Consider the following 17,180-nt stretch of genomic DNA (forward strand, 5'->3'; position numbering starts at 1 on the left):
AGGAGTGAGATGATGGAAGCAAGCCGTTGGTTTTGGATACATTGTTTATCCCCCCTCCATATTGGAGCGGGTGAAGGAGTTGGCGTGATTGATATGCCCATTCAACGAGAAAAAGTAACAGAATGGCCGATTATACCTGGAAGCAGTATCAAAGGCGTGCAGCGTGAACATTATCGCGCGAAAGGACAAGACACATTCGTACAAAAAGTATTTGGTACACAAGGAGATCAAGATGGAAGCGCAGGAGCAGTCGTCATGACAGATGGCCGGTTATTTTCATTCCCTGTGGCGAGTAGATACGGTACATTTGGATATGTGGCAAGTCCACTCATATTGAAAAGATTAGCCCGCGATGCAAAAGCATTAGGCGTATCGCTGGATATCCCTGATCTCATAGAAGAATCAAGCACGCTAGTCACCATGAATTCTAAATTAGTAGAGAATGACGAAATATACCTAGGTGAATTCCAAGGGGCAGCGAAAAAATCTCAACAACTAACCGATTTTGCTGAACAGATGGCCAAACTTTTATTCGAGGATAAACAATCACAAACTCTTTGGATAGAACGATTTGTGATTGTAAGTGATGACGTTTTTCAATACATTGTCACCATGAATTCTGAAGTGACACCTCGTATTAGAATTGATCATGAAACCCAAACAGTTAGTAAAGGAGCTCTCTGGTATGAAGAGTATGTACCGGCAGAAGCCATATTTTATGGGCTCATGTGGTGTGATCGTGTCGATGGAAGCAATGATTTATCCGTTAGACATCAACTTTTAAATCAACTAGAAAAACAGATGTATCTTCAATTAGGTGGAAACACAAACGTAGGTAAAGGAAGAGTATCCTGGCGCATGACAGGAGGGGAGGGATCATGAAACTCATTCAACATCATTATGCTGAGAAAGCGTATCAACATGTGATGAATGCCAAAACGAATGAGGAGAATTTCTCAAATCAATATGGACAACTCTGTCACAGATTCGCCTCAATGATCTTAACAAATGGATTAAGGCTCACCATTACATTTTTTGAGGCAAAATCAAAAAAAGGAAATGCTTATCAACAATTCGTTCAGGATATAAAAGAAACACTAGATTTACAAGAAAGTTGGTCAGCTTCCAATCGAGATTACTTAATCAAATCAAGACAAGCTTTAAGTGCATCTGTTTGGTTAAAAAGATATGCGGAATCTATTTTAAAGGTGGAACAAGGGGCGGAAAATGTGGAGGACATCCAATGAATCTGTCATTAACCTTAAACAAAAGCAAATGGGAGATTGATGGTTCTACATTGTCGAACATCATAAAGGACAGTTCGAAAAAGCAGTCATTTTATGAAAATGTGATTAGTCTACATCGAAAACAGTGGGGGGAAAATCGCTTATTGTATGAAAAATTTGTGGAGCAATATTATACCGATACGAACCCCACATGCCTAGTCAAGTCCATATCGCCGTTAGTCATTGGACATGGAGGAGAGGGTGTACTTGAAACGGGATTGTTATTACACCCGATATACGGCATTCCTTATTTACCAGGAACAGCTTTAAAAGGCGTAGCCTCTCATTATGCCCACTCTGTATTAGGTGAAAACTTTGAAGAACTAAAACAAGGTGGTAGTGATTACAACACATTGTTTGGCACAAACGAACGTGCCGGTATCATCGAATTTCATGATGCGCTCATGATGCCAGAGACGGTAGGAGAAGCATTCAAAGTGGATGTGATGACACCACATCATTCAGACTACAACAGCGTCAAGCTAGATAAGATGAACAAAGGGGGAAGTGTTCCAGCCCCTCGAGATGATGACTCACCAACACCGATTCATTTCTTAACGGTGGTCAACGGCCGCTTTCAACTTCTATTGAAAACAAAAAAGAATCTACCAGAAGAAGCGGAATGGCTCGAGCTCGCCAAAACCATCTTACTAGGAGCTTTAGAACACGAAGGAATCGGCGCTAAAACAAATGCGGGTTATGGAAGACTTAAAATGGACAACGTCATTTCATAAGACTAGGTGCGAATGTGAGGTGAACATAAAATCCTTGGAACATTCGCACCGTTTTATTCGACAAAAATGAGAAAAAATGTATATTTTTTAGGGGTAAAAACAAACTTCTATATAGAAACTTAAGGGTTTTGACGATCATTCCTTAAAAAATGTTATAATTAGGGCGGAAATCGCAGTCGCACTCTACATGAGTGCGTGGATTGAAATATGCTGTCTTGCGATCTTAACCATTTTTTCAAGAGTCGCACTCTACATGAGTGCGTGGATTGAAATGCATCACCAATGTATTTCCACTTTGGTACAGTGAGTCGCACTCTACATGAGTGCGTGGATTGAAATATGTATTCAATGGACTGGTGCTCAATATTAGAAAAGGTCGCACTCTACATGAGTGCGTGGATTGAAATATTTGATCTGTTTGTTCGTTTGGATTTTTATCATGTCGCACTCTACATGAGTGCGTGGATTGAAATTGTTAGCCAATACAATGATTTAAATGTTCTTTTAGTCGCACTCTACATGAGTGCGTGGATTGAAATTCATTGCTGGTGCTCAAAGACCAGATGCTAAATGTCGCACTCTACATGAGTGCGTGGATTGAAATTGTTGTTGAATGGTCCTTATATTGGTGGGGGCTGGTCGCACTCTACATGAGTGCGTGGATTGAAATTTTTGTGTTTGTCTTTTAGTATTACGCAAATTGTGTCGCACTCTACATGAGTGCGTGGATTGAAATTCTTACTAGCTCCCTTGTGAGCGCCGCCCTGTATCGTCGCACTCTACATGAGTGCGTGGATTGAAATCTCACCTACAACTAAATCAGTAACAATTACTGCGGTCGCACTCTACATGAGTGCGTGGATTGAAATTTATCTAAAAGGTCGCGCAAGGTCGATTCTTCTGTCGCACTCTACATGAGTGCGTGGATTGAAATACACAGATACAAGAGATCGTCAACTTTCGTTATTGTCGCACTCTACATGAGTGCGTGGATTGAAATTTTGGGATAACGAGTTTACAGCGTGAGGAAATGGTGTCGCACTCTACATGAGTGGATGGATTAATAATTGCGAAAACATAACTCTGCCTTCTGCCTCAGTAGTCATGAATCTAATTGAATTCAATTGTTGATGAAATATAAAGAAGTATGATTAACAAGTTTCAAAATAGATTTCATACTAAGAAAAAGTCGGTGCGAATGTGAGGTGAACATAAAATCCCTGGAACATTCGCACCGTTTCATTCGACGAAAATGAGAAAAAATGTATATTTTTTAAGGGTGAAAACAAAATTCTATATAGAAACTTGTGGGTTTTGACGATCATTCCCTAAAAAATGTTATAATTAGGGCGGAAATCGCAGTCGCACTCTACGTGAGTGCGTGGATTGAAATAATATTCCAGATGATGAAATAGAGAATTGGAATAGAGTCGCACTCTACGTGAGTGCGTGGATTGAAATAATATTCCAGATGATGAAATAGAGAATTGGAATAGAGTCGCACTCTACGTGAGTGCGTGGATTGAAATACGATTGACGCTAGTATGACAAAAGAGTGGTATTGTCGCACTCTACGTGAGTGCGTGGATTGAAATGTCTTGGATATCGAGATAGCGCAGTAACTCGTCGTTACACTCAACATAAGTGCATAGTTCACAGTTTCTGCGAATTACATAAATTCAAATATCTATCCCCCTAAATCCAAGCCCTACACAACAAAAAAAGACTCGCTCACACAGAGCCGAGTCTTAATTTTTTTTGCAGTTTTTCTTCACTGAAAATCCAGCCGGTATAGGAATTTTTGATTTGATGATCCATGTCGATATGGCAGATCGCGACAAAAGGATAGTGACCTTTGCTGCGGTAGCGCAAATCAATGAACCGCACCTCGTAATGATCCTTGTATTTATCTACTTCCCACCGGTAGACAGGGGAGAAGGAGAGAAAGGCTGAAATGTTTTCATCTTGTTTGGCAATTTTCATAATTTCAGTATCAGGGACCGGCACACGGTTAAAGGTGTCTAAAATGACAACCTCTCCATTCATACTGCGCCCAACATGGAAAGAGGATTTACATTTCACGGCAATGCGCCATTGTCTGAACTTCATCGTAGGCGAAATAATAATGTCTTCAATTTCATCAAATCGTGCACGCAGCTGACGTTTGATCTGAAGCTGCATGATGACCCTGACGATATAATAACAGAAAATCACGGCATACAGCGTGATGAACGTATAGCCGGGATGCCCGCCAATCGCCCATACGACAATGGCGACAAGGTGTGTAAAAAAGATAAACGGATCAAACGTATTAATGATCCCAAGCGCTACCCACTTCTTCGAAAATGGACGAATGGCCTGCGTGCCATATGCATTGAAAATATCGACAAACACATGAAGCACAACGGCTAATAGGGTCCATAACCAGAGGTGAAGTAAATTCGCCCCTGGCACAAATGGGAAAATCACAGCCGGAATCAGCAATGACCAAAACAGTACAGCCGGAATGGAATGTGTAAATCCTCGGTGATTTCTTATATAAACCGCATTATTTTTTAGTTTTAGCACAGTATCAATGTCTGGTGCTTGGGAGCCGGCGATGGTCGCGATCATCACGGCGTGTGCCATGTGTGGATCTGCGCTGACGGCTGGATCTAAAAGTGCAAGTCCCCCAAGAGAAATGCCCATTACTACATGAGTACCAGTATCCAATTGATTACCTCCTAGTTGTCATGCTTAGGAACAATCATACAAAGTATACGCCTTCTTTCAAGACTATGTGCAAAAGCACTTTTGCTTTGTCTTGATTTAATGTAACATGTTAACGTATCTACAAACAGTATACAACAAATAAGGTTCTTTTCAGAACGTTAGCCCTCGGTTCAATGAGAAGGAGTATAGATATGAAAGACATTCAAGAAAAGCTGGACCGCAAAGATATTGCGGGCTTTCAGCATGATTTAATTAATTGGTATGAAAAAGAACAACGAACACTTCCGTGGCGTGAAAATCAAGATCCATACCGCGTCTGGGTATCAGAAGTGATGCTTCAGCAAACGAGAGTGGATACGGTCATTCCTTACTTCAACCGGTTTATGGAGCAATTCCCGACGGTGAAGGATCTTGCTTTAGCTGATGAAGAAAAGGTCATGAAAGCATGGGAAGGTCTTGGCTACTACTCAAGAGTGCGTAATTTACAGGCAGCTGTGAAAGAAGTATATGAATCCTACGAGGGTGTTGTCCCTGATACGAAAGAGCAGTTTTCAAAGCTCAAAGGTGTAGGCCCATATACGAGCGGCGCAGTGCTGAGTATCGCCTATAACAAGCCGTACCCTGCGGTAGACGGCAACGTTATGAGGGTTATTTCCCGTATTTTGTCCATATGGGATGATATTGCAAAACCAAAAACGAGAAACACTTTCGAATTTGCTGTCGATCAGCTCATTTCCCGGGAAAAGCCGTCTGAATTCAATCAAGGGCTAATGGAGTTAGGTGCGCTCATTTGCACCCCAACATCCCCTGCATGTCTCATTTGCCCTGTGAACATGCATTGCTCGGCACTCGAGGAAGGCGTTCAGCATGAGCTCCCAGTGAAAAGCAAAAAGAAAAAACCGACTGCAAAATCAATGGCAGCAGTGGTGTTATTTGATGATGCAGGCAACCTCTATATTCATAAGCGGCCAAGTACAGGCCTTCTTGCGAATTTATGGGAATTCCCTAACTTGGAAACCATAAAGGGAAGAAAAACGGAAAAAGAGCAGCTAATGGATTTCTTAAAAGAGGAGGCAGGTGTACAAGCAGAGCTTGGTGATTTAGAAGGCACCATTCAGCATGTATTTACCCACCTCATCTGGAATATTTCTGTTTTCTTTGGACGTGTGACCTCTGTATCTGATGACACGATGCTGAAAAAAGTGACAACAGAAGAATTTAAGGCATATGCTTTGCCAGTCTCACACCAAAAAATTTGGAAGATGGCACTTGAAGAGCCTAGTCGTATTTAACCGTTGTACCGTGGGTATAATCGGCTTCATTTCGGTGCAGCCCCCCACGGTCTTCGATTTCTGAAATGATTTCTCGATACTTAGATTGCCCTTCTTCGTTTAAATAAGGTAAAATTTGTTGGAAAGCATGATGAAAGTAAGCAAGCTCAGTATCTTTCCATTGATCCTTGGACATCATGCCAAGCTGGCTTAAATCGCGTCCGACATACATGAATGTAACCTCCTAATAGGAACTTTCCTATTAGTGTGAAGCGAATGGACGAAAACTATTCAAATCAGGAGATGAACCATAATGAGTCAACGTAAATGTGCATTAATTACAGGCAGTAGTAGAGGTGTAGGGAAAGAAGTAGCCCTTCGCCTAGCTGAAAAAGGATATGACATTGTCATTAACTATGCGAGAAGCAAAAAAGCCGCACTTGAAACAGCGGAAGAAATTGAAGCGATGGGTGTAAAAACATTGGTTGTCAAAGCCAATGTAGGTCAGCCAGAGAAAATCAAAGATATGTTTCAGCAAATCGACGAAACCTTTGGCCGTCTAGATATATTTGTGAACAATGCGGCATCTGGTGTTCAGCGTCCAATCATGGACCTTGAAGAAAATCATTGGGACTGGACGATGAATATCAATGCGAAAGCTTTGTTATTCTGCGGACAAGAAGCGGCGAAACTAATGGAGAAAAACGGCGGCGGACATATCGTCAGCATTAGCTCACTTGGCTCTATTCGCTACCTTGAAAATTACACAGTAGTCGGCGTATCAAAAGCAGCATTAGAAGCATTGACGCGTTATCTATCCGTTGAGCTGTCACAAAAAAATATTGTCGTGAATGCTGTATCTGGCGGCGCGATCGATACAGATGCACTTAAGCACTTCCCGAACCGAGAAGAGCTTTTAGAAGACGCCAAGAAAAACACTCCTGCTGGCCGAATGGTAGAAATTAAAGACATGGTCGACAGCGTCGAATTTCTTGTATCAGGCAAAGCAGACATGATTAGAGGACAAACCATCATTGTAGATGGCGGACGTTCTTTGCTTGTTTAAAAAATCATGAATAGGATTTGCACCTTCTGCACAAATTAATGTGCGTGGAGGTGATAATGATGGATAAACAACAAAACAAAACAAACGCACAACAAGTGAAAAAACAAAACCAAGCTACTGCTCAAGGTCAATATGGTACTGAATTTGCTAGCGAGACTGACGCACAGCAAGTAAAAAAATACAACCAAAAAGCTGAGCAAAACAAACAACAAAACAGCTAATCACTGAAACAGAGGAAAGCACTTCATCTACGAATGAAGTGCTTTTCTTTTTGCCTCTCCCCACCATCCGACAAAACCTGTAAAGCCTCTACATAAACAGTCAAAGGATTTCGGCAATCTTTCAAGAAATGGTATACAGACAAAAAGTGGATGAAAATAAAAGGGAGGAGTTAGATGTCTGATTTCGATCAGCTTGTAAAAGAACAAATGCAGCTCATGGATCAACTGCTCAATGTACAGGGAGAACTCGATCTATGCTTAGAAACAGAAAAACAATTGCTGCAAGATGAAAAAAAAGAAGAGTGGACTAGGCTTCATGATCAAATCAAACAGAAACGTAAGGAACTGCAAAAAATCCAAACCTTGTTTACAAAACAGACAGAAGAGGTCATCAATTCATATAAGCAGATGGAAAAGAGTTCAACCGTGATGTAAGACAGTGTGCCGTTCAATTGGGTTGAATGGCTTTTTCATTTCATTTTTTAATGATGTAACGGTATAATATGATAGAGACATGTTTAGCTGGGAAATTAGGTCTTTGGACTGTTATGTTTGTTTGTTATAGAAAGTAGGGGAGAAAATATGGGCTATCCCAAGGAAGGAGAAAGCATCCAAATTCAAAGCTATAAACACAATGGCTTGATCCACAGGATTTGGAATGAAACCACCATTCTGAAAGCAACGGAATTGTGTATCATTGGTGCAAACGACCGGACAATGGTGACTGAATCCGACGGCCGTACTTGGATGACGAGAGAACCGGCTATTTGCTATTTCCATGCAAAACAATGGTTTAATGTGATTGGGATGCTTAGAGATGATGGGGTATATTATTACTGCAACATCAGCTCTCCTTTTGCAACAGATGAAGAAGCAATTAAGTATATTGATTACGACTTAGATGTCAAAGTCTTTCCAGACATGACGTATAATATTTTGGATGAGGATGAATATGCAGATCATAAGAGGCAGATGAATTATCCAAAGGAAATTGATAGTATCTTAAGAGAGCATCTGAATACATTATTGCATTGGATTCACCAGCGGAAAGGTCCGTTTGCTCCTGAATTTGTGGATATGTGGTATGAACGTTTTTTACATTATACAAAATAAGCAAGAGCATCAAAAAACCTGTTTGGCTTTTTAGGCTAACAGGTTTTTGATTGCGTACGGATAAGAGGCACTGATAGATTGGGAAGGAGATTTACATGGGGGTCATTAAACGGTACATGGCTTTTGTTACACCGTATAAAAAACAGATTGCATTGACAATGGTCATCGGGATGATCAAGTTCTCGATTCCCTTAACATTGCCTCTGCTTTTAAAGTATGTCATTGATGATGTCATTCAAGGCACGGGGTCGGCTGAAGAAAAGACATCATCTCTACTGATGATTATGGGAATCATGCTCGTCTTATTTTTAGTGATGAGACCGCCTGTTGAATACTATAGACAATACTATGCGCAGTGGACAGGCAGTAAAGTATTATTTGATATTCGGGAAAAGCTGTTTTCGCATATTCAAAAGCTCAGCCTTCGTTATTATGCTAACACGAGAACAGGAGAAATCATTTCTAGAGTCATCAACGATGTGGAGCAGACAAAAGAGTTTGTCATCACAGGTCTTATGAACATTTGGCTAGATTTGATGACCGTGCTGATCGTGATCGCCATTATGTGTACACTGGACATCAAGCTCACCATCGTGTCTGTCATTATTTTTCCGTTATATGCGTTTGCAGTGAAGTATTTTTACGGACGGCTCCGCAAGCTGACAAAAGAGCGGTCACAGGCGCTGGCTGAAGTGCAAGGGCATCTTCATGAGCGGGTACAAGGAATGCCAGTCATTCGGAGCTTTGCCATTGAAGAATATGAACAAGAGAATTTTCATGATGAAAACAAAAATTTCTTAAACAAAGCGATCAATCACACGAATTGGAACGCTAAAACATTTGCCGTCGTCAATACCATTACTGATATTGCACCGCTATTGATCATTGCATTTGCTGGCTACACCGTCATTAATGGATCACTTTCGATCGGGACCATGATTGCCTTTGTCGGTTATATTGACCGGATGTACAACCCGATTCGCCGCCTCATAAACTCATCCACGACTTTAACTCAGTCAGTAGCGTCAATGGATCGTATCTTTGAATTTATTGATGAGCCATACGAGGTAACAGATCGGTCGAATGCGAAAGAAGCCGATCATTTAAAAGGAGAGGTCGAATTTAAAAATGTATCGTTTCGTTATGAACACACGCAGGAAGAGATTCTCCGCAATATCTCCTTGAAAGTAGAAAAAGGACAAACGGTTGCGCTTGTAGGAATGAGCGGTGGAGGGAAGTCGACTCTCGTCAGCTTAATTCCAAGGTTTTATGATGTGACAAACGGGTCACTTGAAATTGACGGCATTGATATAAAAGAGTACAGAGCAAGAAGCCTTCGAAATCAAGTCGGAATGGTGCTGCAGGATACATTCTTATTCAGTGACACGATTAAAGAAAATATTGCGGTTGGAGACCCAGAAGCCTCTTTTGAAAAAATCGTTTCGGCTGCAAAAGCGGCAAATGCCCATGATTTTATCATGTCTCTTCCTGAAGGATATGACACGAAGGTAGGAGAACGGGGCGTGAAGCTGTCAGGTGGTCAAAAACAACGGATTTCCATTGCAAGGGTCTTTCTAAAAAATCCACCGCTGTTGATTTTAGATGAAGCAACGTCTGCACTAGATTTAGAAAGTGAACATTACATTCAAGAAGCGATGCAAAAGCTAGCAAAGGACCGCACAACCTTTATTGTCGCGCACCGCTTATCAACAATTACACATGCTGACCTTATTGTCGTCATGGAACAAGGCGAGATTGTGGAAAAAGGAACACACGAAGAATTAATGAACAGAGACAGCCACTATCGCCATCTATTTACCATTCAAACATTAAATTAGTAGAAGCCTATCCGATTCTAGCGGATAGGCTTTTTTATGCTTGTCAAAAACATGACATATTTCCCAGCTTGTCTCAATACAATTTTAAAAAGTATGACGGGGTGGTGAATATGTGAAAGAACAAGACGTGCTGCTAGATGTCAAACAGCTGTCCATTGCATTCCAGCAAAAAAAGCAAAAAGTACCCATCGTCCATCACATATCGTTCTCGATTCAAAAAGGAGAAACCTTAGGAATTGTTGGCGAATCTGGCTGCGGGAAAAGTATCACATCTATGTCATTAATGGGACTGAACCAGCAAACAGACACAACGGGAGAGATCCAATTCGAAGGGCTAAACCTGCTGTCGCTTTCAGAAAAACAGTGGCAAGAAATAAGAGGAAATGACATTTCGATGATTTTCCAAGAACCAATGACCTCTCTGAACCCATTAATGACCATCGGCAAACAAATGACGGAAGCCCTTTTCACACATCAAGCAATCGGTCAAAAAGAAGCAAAAGCGAAGGCGGTTGATCTGCTTCAGACAGTTGGATTGAAGCAAGCCGAATCGTTGCTTAAAAAATACCCGCATGAATTATCAGGTGGCATGCGCCAGCGTGTGATGATTGCGATGGCGATGCTTTGTCACCCAAAGCTCATGATCGCAGATGAACCAACAACTGCACTTGATGTGACCATCCAAGCGCAAATCCTTCGCCTGCTCAAAAAGCTGAATGAAGAGATGGACACCGCGATCTTATTTATTACCCATGATCTAGGTGTCGTGCGGCAAATATGCCAGCGAGTCATGATTATGTATGCCGGTCGAATCGTAGAAGAAGGAACCGTTGACCGTATTTTTCAAAAACCTCTGCATCCCTACACAAAAGGTCTTTTCGCCTCAGTCCCATCGTTTAAAGAGAAAAAAGAAAAGCTCATCTCTATTGCAGGCCATGTACCGAAGCCTGGGACCATTCGATCCGGCTGTCAATTTGCCGCGCGCTGCCCTTATCAAATGGCGCAATGTCTTGAAGAAGATCCAGTTTTACAATCCATTGAACAGGATCACCGCGTGGCATGCTTTCTAATGGAAGGAGGAGAAGACACTGAGTCACCCACTCTTGCAAGTGAATCAGCTGACAAAACGGTATGACACAGCCGCTTTTTTTTCTAAAAAAAACCATTCGACTTTGGCTTTAAATCAAGTGTCCTTTCATGTGAAGGAGGGGGAAACGCTTGGCATTGTTGGTGAATCGGGCTGCGGGAAATCAACACTTGGCAAAAGCTTAATGAGATTGACTGAACCGACGTCAGGCTCTATTCAAATGAAAGGGCAAGAGGTTACTCTTTTGAAAGAAAGAGAGATGCGTTCTTTAAGAAAAGACATTCAAATGATTTTTCAAGATCCATACGCTTCATTAAATCCACGAATGAAAATCAAAGATATTTTAGAGGAACCGCTCATTGTTCATCGACATGGAACGAAAGCAGAAAGACGGAAGCGGGTAAAAGAGATGTTGCATATTGTCGGTTTTGACCCTTCCTACGGGGAGCGTTATGCGCACCAATTTAGCGGTGGACAAAGGCAGCGTATTGGGATTGCTAGAGCACTCATTACCCATCCAAGTCTTGTCATTGCCGATGAACCCGTTTCGGCTTTAGATGTATCCGTTCAAGCGCAAATTTTGAATTTGATGCTTGACTTACAAAAGACGCTTTCTCTAACGTATCTATTTATTTCTCACGATCTTGGTGTTGTCAGGTATATGAGCGACCGAATCGCAGTCATGTATGCTGGCCGCATTGTCGAAATGGGACCTGCCGAAGACGTATTTCACAGCCCGCTTCATCCTTATACATCGCTGCTTCTGAAATCCATTCCACATATGGATCACGTGCTAGAGACGCAAGATGTGTCGGTAGAAGAGTCTGCCATGACGTCAACCGGCGGTTGTGCTTTCTACAAAAGATGTCCAAAAAGGTGGGAGAAATGCTTAAAAGCAGCACCTGCTTTGTATGAGAAGGAAGCGGGGCACGCGGCGGCGTGTTACTTATATCAAAAGGAGGAACACAATGAAGAAGACATGGTTGTTCAGTAGTTTCATTTTTGTGCTGGCACTTGCACTGTTTTTAGGGGGATGCTCGTCCGCCCCGTCATCAGAAGAGAAGGCAACAAAAGACACCCTCGTATTTGGCAGAGGAGGAGACTCCACTTCGCTTGATCCAATCACAACAACAGAAGGCGAAACCTTCAAGGTCACAGAGAATATGTTTGAAAAGCTGCTGAATTACGGTGAGAAAGACACGACCATCCATCCAGGTCTCGCAACAGACTGGGATGTTGCAAAGGACGGAAAATCGTACACATTCTACTTAAGAGAAGGTGTGAAATTTCACGATGGCACAGACTTTAACGCAGAAGCGGTGAAATTCAACTTTGACCGCTGGATGAATGGTGATGCAGAAAAATTCCCTTACTACGGCATGTTTGGCGGTTATAAAAAAGATAAAGGCCATGTGATTAAGGACATCATCGTCAAAGGTGAGCATGAAGTTGAATTTCAGCTAAAGCGCCCGCAGGCGACATTCCTTAAAAATATTGCCATGTCACCGTTTGGCATCGCGAGTCCTGCAGCTGTTGAAAAAAGCGGCGATTCCTTTCGCGAAAATCCAGTAGGAACAGGACCATTCAAATTTAAAGAGTGGAAACAAAACGACCGTATCGTGTTAGAAAAGAACGAAGATTACTGGCAGAAGGATAAACCAAAACTGAATCAAATCATCTTCCGCTCGATCCCAGAAAACTCGGCTCGCTTAAATGCATTGAAAACAGGCGAGATCGATTTGATGGATGGCGTGAATCCATCAGATTTAGATGGCATTAAAACGGATCAAGCACTCCAGCTCATTGAAAGACCATCAATGAACGTAGGCTATATCGGACTGACCGTCACAAGAAAGCCGCTTGATAACAAGCTCGTTCGTCAAGCGCTCAATTACGCGGTCGATAAAGAATCCATTATTAAGTCATTTTATGGCGGACTTGCCGAGCCAGCAAAAAACCCTCTTCCGCCAGCTTTAGAAGGCTACAATGACGACATTGATCCGTATCCGTATGATCCTGAAAAAGCGAAGGAACTTTTAAAAGAAGCGGGCTTTCCTGACGGCTTTCGCATCAAGCTTTGGGCGATGCCTGTACCGCGTCCATATATGCCAGATGGGATGAAGGTAGCAGAAGTCATTCAATCAAACTTTGAAAAGGTCGGCGTCAAAGCAGAAATTGTGACTTACGACTGGGCGACCTATTTAGATAAGGCAAGTAAAGGGGAAGCTGATGTGTTCTTATTAGGCTGGACAGGGGACAATGGCGATCCTGATAATTTCATCTACACACTTTTGGACAAAGACAGCATTGGCGGCAACAACTATACATTCTTCGAAAACGATAAAATGCATGACATCCTCATTGAAGCGCAAACAGACACAGATCAAAAGAAACGAAATGAGCTATATAAAAAAGCACAAGAAATCATTCATGATGAAGCACCTTGGATTCCATTGGTGCATTCCATCCCAATGCTTGCAGCATCTAGTGATTTAAAAGGCTACCAGCCGCATCCAACTGGTTCAGAAGCTTTGACTGACGTGTATTTCGAATAAGCAAATAAGGGAGATCTTGTATCTCCCTTATTCAAACAAAGAAAAGGCGGTGAAAGCTGTTTGTTTGCTTATTGTATGAAGCGGGCAGGAATGCTCATCCCAGTATTGATCGGAATGACATTGGTCGTGTTTTCAATTATACGGTTTATTCCAGGAAACCCAGCACAGGTCATCTTAGGACAGCGGGCAACGAAAGAAGCAGTAGAACAGTTAACCATCCAGCTCGGTTTAAATCAGCCTTGGTATGTTCAATACGGACATTACATGCTGGGCCTTTTAAAAGGGGATTTAGGGACTTCGATACGAACAGGAGCGGCTATTGCCCAGGAAATGAAGCCATACTTATTTGCGACGTTAGAATTGACCTTTTTTGCCATGGTGCTGGCGATCGTTGTGGGGGTTAATGCTGGAATCATCAGTGCTTGGTTTAAACATTCTTTCTTTGATTATGTCGCGATGTTTATTGCACTCATTGGAGTGTCCATGCCGATTTTCTGGTTAGGCTTAATGGGGCAGTGGCTGTTCTCGATTGAATTAGGTATTTTACCGACAACGGGACGTGAAAACGTCAGAAATCCAGTGGAATCAATCACCTATATTCATACGCTGGACACGCTTTTGCAAGGCCGGTTTGATCAATTCACTGACAGCATCAAGCATTTGATCTTACCAAGTACAGCACTTGCTACAATCCCTGCTGCGATTATTGCAAGGATAACAAGGGCAAGTATGCTGGAAGTGCTTCATTCAGACTTTATTCGAACAGCAAAAGCAAAAGGAGTACGTTCATTTTTCATCATTTATCAGCATGGGTTGAAAAATGCGCTTATTCCGATCTTGACGATTATTGGTCTTCAGACAGGCCTCTTGCTAGGCGGGGCCATTTTAACAGAGACCATTTTTGCATGGCCGGGCATTGGGCGGTATATATATGACGCCATCAGCTATCGTGATTACCCAGTCATTCAAACTGGCATTCTCGTCGTTGCGCTCATATTTGTCCTGATCAACTTCATTGTGGATATCTTGTATGCGGTCATTGATCCAAGGATTAAATATTAGGGAGGGAGAGTGATCACATGGAAGCACAAAAAGAGTTTGAACCACCTCAACCAAAAGAAGAACGCTCTCAATCATTGATTCTTGAATCGATGAAACTGTTCTTTCAGCACAAGCTGGCGTTCATTGGCAGTGTGATTGTCTTTTTATTTCTCATTTTAGCGATATTTGCACCGCTCATTGCTCCTTTTGGAATCAATGAACAATCTCTCGGTGAGCGATTTAGTGCACCATCAGCTGCGCACTGGTTTGGTACAGATGATTTCGGCAGAGATATATTTTCAAGAGTTGTGCATGGCGCGCGGATTTCCTTATGGGTTGGTTTCTTCTCGGTTCTCGGGTCTGTCATTTTAGGCACACTGCTTGGATTGATTGCAGGCTATGGCGGAAGAGTGCTAGATGCTGTGATCTCGAGAGTGTTTGATATTTTACTCGCTTTTCCTAGTATTCTACTGGCGATTGCGATCGTCTCTATCTTAGGCCCCTCCTTACAAAATGCCCTTATTGCCATTGCGATTATTAATGTCCCAACCTTTGGACGGCTCGTTCGTTCAAAAGTGCTGAGTATTAAACAAGAAGAATACGTGCTAGCAGCAAAGGCGGTTGGGATGTCACACCGCCGCATCGTACTGCGTCACATTCTGCCAAACAGTATGGTGCCGGTCATCGTACAAGCGACGCTTGCGATCGGAACAGCGATTATCGAAGCAGCGGCTTTAGGCTTTTTAGGATTGGGTGCACAGGCACCAAGCCCAGAGTGGGGGAAAATGCTTGCCGATGCAAGACCTTATCTCGTTCAAGCCCCTTGGACATTAATTTTCCCAGGTGTAGCGATCATGCTGACAGTTTTGGGCTTTAACCTGATGGGAGATGGATTAAGAGACACACTGGATCCTAAAATGAAGAAAATAAAATAAGACCGATTCTTGGAATCGGTCTGGTCTTTTCTATTTATGCTTCTTTTTCATCTGTCTCAATTTCACTGTCTTTTGGGTGATACGTCTGGAAGCTTGTAATCAATGTATCTAAATGCTCTAGTTCATCACGGTATTCGATGATGCTGGACATGACATTCAGCATATTGTAATCGAGCAAGTCGTTTTCTTGGTTTTGCTGATGCTGGATAAATGATTTCGTTAACGTTTCAAGGCGAAGAGAGCATTCATTTTGAAATTCATCGTCCTGCGGCTTCATTTTACCGACGAATTTCATCAAGGTGCGCTCATGCCAATACAGTAAGTAATCAATTTCATCTGTTAAGCTTTCCTTGAAATGCTCTGGCATCAAATGAATTTCATTTTCTAATTTATGAAGCTTTTTCAGCAAGTACAGGGCACGATTCGATGTCATAATGGCCTGTCTGAACAAAACGAGCTTTCTTGATTTTACATAGGTTGTTTTCTTTAAATAGCTTCGTTCCTCTTTGTATAACAAGTAAATGTGATCTAATTTGATCATGCGTTCTTTTATTTGATCGATGTCATCCTTTAAAATGGAATGATCAGTAGACTGTCTGGAGCTCAGACGGATCCATTTTAAAATCTCCTCCGTATTTTCCATAATGTGATGAACAAGCTTTGTTTCATACTTTGGCGGCAGGAAGATTAAATTCACTAAAAATGAAGAAAGAACTCCTAACACCACAGTAGCTGTTCGAATTAAGGCAAAGGAAAGGAAATGATCCCCTGCACTTTCTAAAATCGCAATGACGGTTACAAGTGCAATTGGAATCGTGTGTTCAATCTTCAGCTTTAAATTAATGGCGATGACCATGACGGCGGTTAAACCGATAATGACTGGTCCAGTGCCAAAAAGCAGACCGAACGTAATGGCAAGTGCTGCTCCAATAATATTGGCTTGCACTTGATCAACAATCGTTAAAAAAGATCGATAAATAGATGGCTGGATAGCAAATACAGCTGCAATTCCCGCGAAGACGGGCGTTGGCAACCCAAGCCATGTTGCCAGGTAAAGCGCGAGTACAATGGCAATACCGGTTTTTAAAATACGGGCTCCAAGTTTCATTGGTTTTGTCCCTGCATTCCTTTCTTTTAGATAATAGATGATCACTCGTCATTTATTATAAATATTTTGATGAACAACTAAGTAATATACAGCGGTCTTCCGAAATATTCAAGTGATTTTTGAAAGTTCATGAAAACATCAAAAGAAGGTATTGAGAAGAAATGTAACAGATTCACACGCTTTTGACAAACAAGAGCTGATAAATAAAAAAAC

Annotated in this window: 16 protein-coding genes, 1 pseudogene and 1 CRISPR repeat array; of the genes and pseudogenes, 14 read left to right on the forward strand and 3 right to left on the reverse strand. The window is 41.9% G+C overall.

The window, feature by feature from the left end; genetic code table 11:
- Positions 1-12 precede the first annotated feature (12 nt).
- The 3 genes from cmr4 to cmr6 are packed head-to-tail and all read left to right on the forward strand — an operon-like array spanning position 13 to position 2,020.
- Complete coding sequence (gene cmr4 / locus MHB79_RS04330; protein WP_223251329.1) at positions 13-882, forward strand: type III-B CRISPR module RAMP protein Cmr4; 870 nt, start codon at positions 13-15, stop codon at positions 880-882.
- On the forward strand, positions 879-1,247 hold the full coding sequence (cmr5, locus tag MHB79_RS04335) for a type III-B CRISPR module-associated protein Cmr5 (protein WP_066031134.1): 369 nt from the start codon (positions 879-881) through the stop codon (positions 1,245-1,247). Before cmr4 ends, cmr5 begins: the two co-directional genes overlap by 4 nt.
- On the forward strand, positions 1,244-2,020 hold the full coding sequence (gene cmr6 / locus MHB79_RS04340; RefSeq protein WP_340989130.1) for a type III-B CRISPR module RAMP protein Cmr6: 777 nt from the start codon (positions 1,244-1,246) through the stop codon (positions 2,018-2,020). Before cmr5 ends, cmr6 begins: the two co-directional genes overlap by 4 nt.
- Positions 2,021-2,195: 175 nt before the next feature.
- Positions 2,196-3,088: direct repeats of the CRISPR family, unit length 32 nt; unit sequence GTCGCACTCTACATGAGTGCGTGGATTGAAAT.
- Positions 3,089-3,751: 663 nt separating this feature from the next.
- On the opposite strand, the gene MHB79_RS04345 is transcribed toward cmr6, so the two are convergent.
- Positions 3,752-4,732 carry a metal-dependent hydrolase gene (locus tag MHB79_RS04345; RefSeq protein ID WP_106036204.1) on the reverse strand — a complete coding sequence of 327 codons (981 nt, stop codon included), beginning with the start codon at positions 4,730-4,732 and terminating at the stop codon, positions 3,752-3,754.
- Positions 4,733-4,923: 191 nt separating this feature from the next.
- Here MHB79_RS04345 and mutY point away from each other — a divergent pair, with 191 nt between their 5' ends.
- Entirely contained in the window at positions 4,924-6,024 is a 1,101-nt protein-coding gene (gene mutY, locus MHB79_RS04350) for an A/G-specific adenine glycosylase (RefSeq protein WP_340989133.1), read from the forward strand.
- Here mutY and MHB79_RS04355 read toward each other — a convergent pair.
- Entirely contained in the window at positions 6,011-6,235 is a 225-nt protein-coding gene (locus MHB79_RS04355; protein ID WP_003217808.1) for a hypothetical protein, read from the reverse strand. The genes mutY and MHB79_RS04355 overlap by 14 nt on opposite strands.
- A gap of 81 nt (positions 6,236-6,316) precedes the next feature.
- Between MHB79_RS04355 and fabL the strand changes: the two genes are divergently transcribed.
- The 10 genes and pseudogenes from fabL (at position 6,317) to MHB79_RS04405 (ending at position 15,859) form a co-directional block, all read left to right on the forward strand.
- The gene (gene fabL / locus MHB79_RS04360; RefSeq protein ID WP_003217873.1) at positions 6,317-7,069 is read left to right on the forward strand and encodes an enoyl-[acyl-carrier-protein] reductase FabL; all 753 of its coding nucleotides are present in this window, start codon (positions 6,317-6,319) and stop codon (positions 7,067-7,069) included.
- Positions 7,070-7,143: 74 nt separating this feature from the next.
- Positions 7,144-7,290 (forward strand): annotated as a pseudogene (locus MHB79_RS04365) (gamma-type small acid-soluble spore protein); the annotation flags it as partial.
- 174 nt (positions 7,291-7,464) lie between these two features.
- On the forward strand, positions 7,465-7,725 hold the full coding sequence (locus tag MHB79_RS04370) for a YgaB family protein (protein WP_113386875.1): 261 nt from the start codon (positions 7,465-7,467) through the stop codon (positions 7,723-7,725).
- Positions 7,726-7,872: 147 nt separating this feature from the next.
- Positions 7,873-8,403 carry a nucleoside tri-diphosphate phosphatase gene (gene ntdP, locus MHB79_RS04375; protein ID WP_003217818.1) on the forward strand — a complete coding sequence of 177 codons (531 nt, stop codon included), beginning with the start codon at positions 7,873-7,875 and terminating at the stop codon, positions 8,401-8,403.
- Positions 8,404-8,498: 95 nt separating this feature from the next.
- Entirely contained in the window at positions 8,499-10,241 is a 1,743-nt protein-coding gene (locus tag MHB79_RS04380; protein ID WP_340989135.1) for an ABC transporter ATP-binding protein, read from the forward strand.
- A gap of 112 nt (positions 10,242-10,353) precedes the next feature.
- The gene (locus tag MHB79_RS04385; protein ID WP_340989137.1) at positions 10,354-11,376 is read left to right on the forward strand and encodes an ABC transporter ATP-binding protein; all 1,023 of its coding nucleotides are present in this window, start codon (positions 10,354-10,356) and stop codon (positions 11,374-11,376) included.
- Entirely contained in the window at positions 11,345-12,322 is a 978-nt protein-coding gene (locus MHB79_RS04390) for an ABC transporter ATP-binding protein (RefSeq protein WP_340989139.1), read from the forward strand. Before MHB79_RS04385 ends, MHB79_RS04390 begins: the two co-directional genes overlap by 32 nt.
- Entirely contained in the window at positions 12,297-13,883 is a 1,587-nt protein-coding gene (locus MHB79_RS04395; RefSeq protein WP_044139669.1) for an ABC transporter substrate-binding protein, read from the forward strand. Before MHB79_RS04390 ends, MHB79_RS04395 begins: the two co-directional genes overlap by 26 nt.
- Positions 13,884-13,943: 60 nt before the next feature.
- Positions 13,944-14,945, forward strand: a complete 1,002-nt coding sequence (locus tag MHB79_RS04400; RefSeq protein WP_003217874.1) for an ABC transporter permease — start codon at positions 13,944-13,946, stop codon at positions 14,943-14,945.
- Between the two features lie 17 nt (positions 14,946-14,962).
- A complete protein-coding gene (locus MHB79_RS04405; protein ID WP_335365062.1) occupies positions 14,963-15,859 on the forward strand; it encodes an ABC transporter permease in 897 nt (298 codons plus the stop codon).
- 34 nt (positions 15,860-15,893) lie between these two features.
- Here MHB79_RS04405 and MHB79_RS04410 read toward each other — a convergent pair whose 3' ends face one another.
- Positions 15,894-16,967, reverse strand: a complete 1,074-nt coding sequence (locus tag MHB79_RS04410; protein ID WP_050944721.1) for an FUSC family protein — start codon at positions 16,965-16,967, stop codon at positions 15,894-15,896.
- Between the last annotated feature and the right edge of the window lie 213 nt (positions 16,968-17,180).

The organism is Bacillus sp. FSL M7-0558, assembly GCF_038003245.1.
Classification (GTDB): domain Bacteria; phylum Bacillota; class Bacilli; order Bacillales; family Bacillaceae; genus Bacillus; species Bacillus pumilus.

Coding starts and splice junctions, on each gene's coding strand:
- ntdP (WP_003217818.1), top strand. CDS start 7,873: ATGGGCTATCCCAAGGAAGGAGAAAGCATCCAAATTCAAAGCTATAAA.
- MHB79_RS04395 (WP_044139669.1), top strand. CDS start 12,297: ATGAAGAAGACATGGTTGTTCAGTAGTTTCATTTTTGTGCTGGCACTT.
- cmr5 (WP_066031134.1), top strand. CDS start 879: ATGAAACTCATTCAACATCATTATGCTGAGAAAGCGTATCAACATGTG.
- MHB79_RS04380 (WP_340989135.1), top strand. CDS start 8,499: ATGGGGGTCATTAAACGGTACATGGCTTTTGTTACACCGTATAAAAAA.
- mutY (WP_340989133.1), top strand. CDS start 4,924: ATGAAAGACATTCAAGAAAAGCTGGACCGCAAAGATATTGCGGGCTTT.
- MHB79_RS04355 (WP_003217808.1), bottom strand. CDS start 6,235: ATGTATGTCGGACGCGATTTAAGCCAGCTTGGCATGATGTCCAAGGAT.
- MHB79_RS04370 (WP_113386875.1), top strand. CDS start 7,465: ATGTCTGATTTCGATCAGCTTGTAAAAGAACAAATGCAGCTCATGGAT.
- fabL (WP_003217873.1), top strand. CDS start 6,317: ATGAGTCAACGTAAATGTGCATTAATTACAGGCAGTAGTAGAGGTGTA.
- MHB79_RS04405 (WP_335365062.1), top strand. CDS start 14,963: ATGGAAGCACAAAAAGAGTTTGAACCACCTCAACCAAAAGAAGAACGC.
- cmr4 (WP_223251329.1), top strand. CDS start 13: ATGGAAGCAAGCCGTTGGTTTTGGATACATTGTTTATCCCCCCTCCAT.
- cmr6 (WP_340989130.1), top strand. CDS start 1,244: ATGAATCTGTCATTAACCTTAAACAAAAGCAAATGGGAGATTGATGGT.
- MHB79_RS04410 (WP_050944721.1), bottom strand. CDS start 16,967: ATGAAACTTGGAGCCCGTATTTTAAAAACCGGTATTGCCATTGTACTC.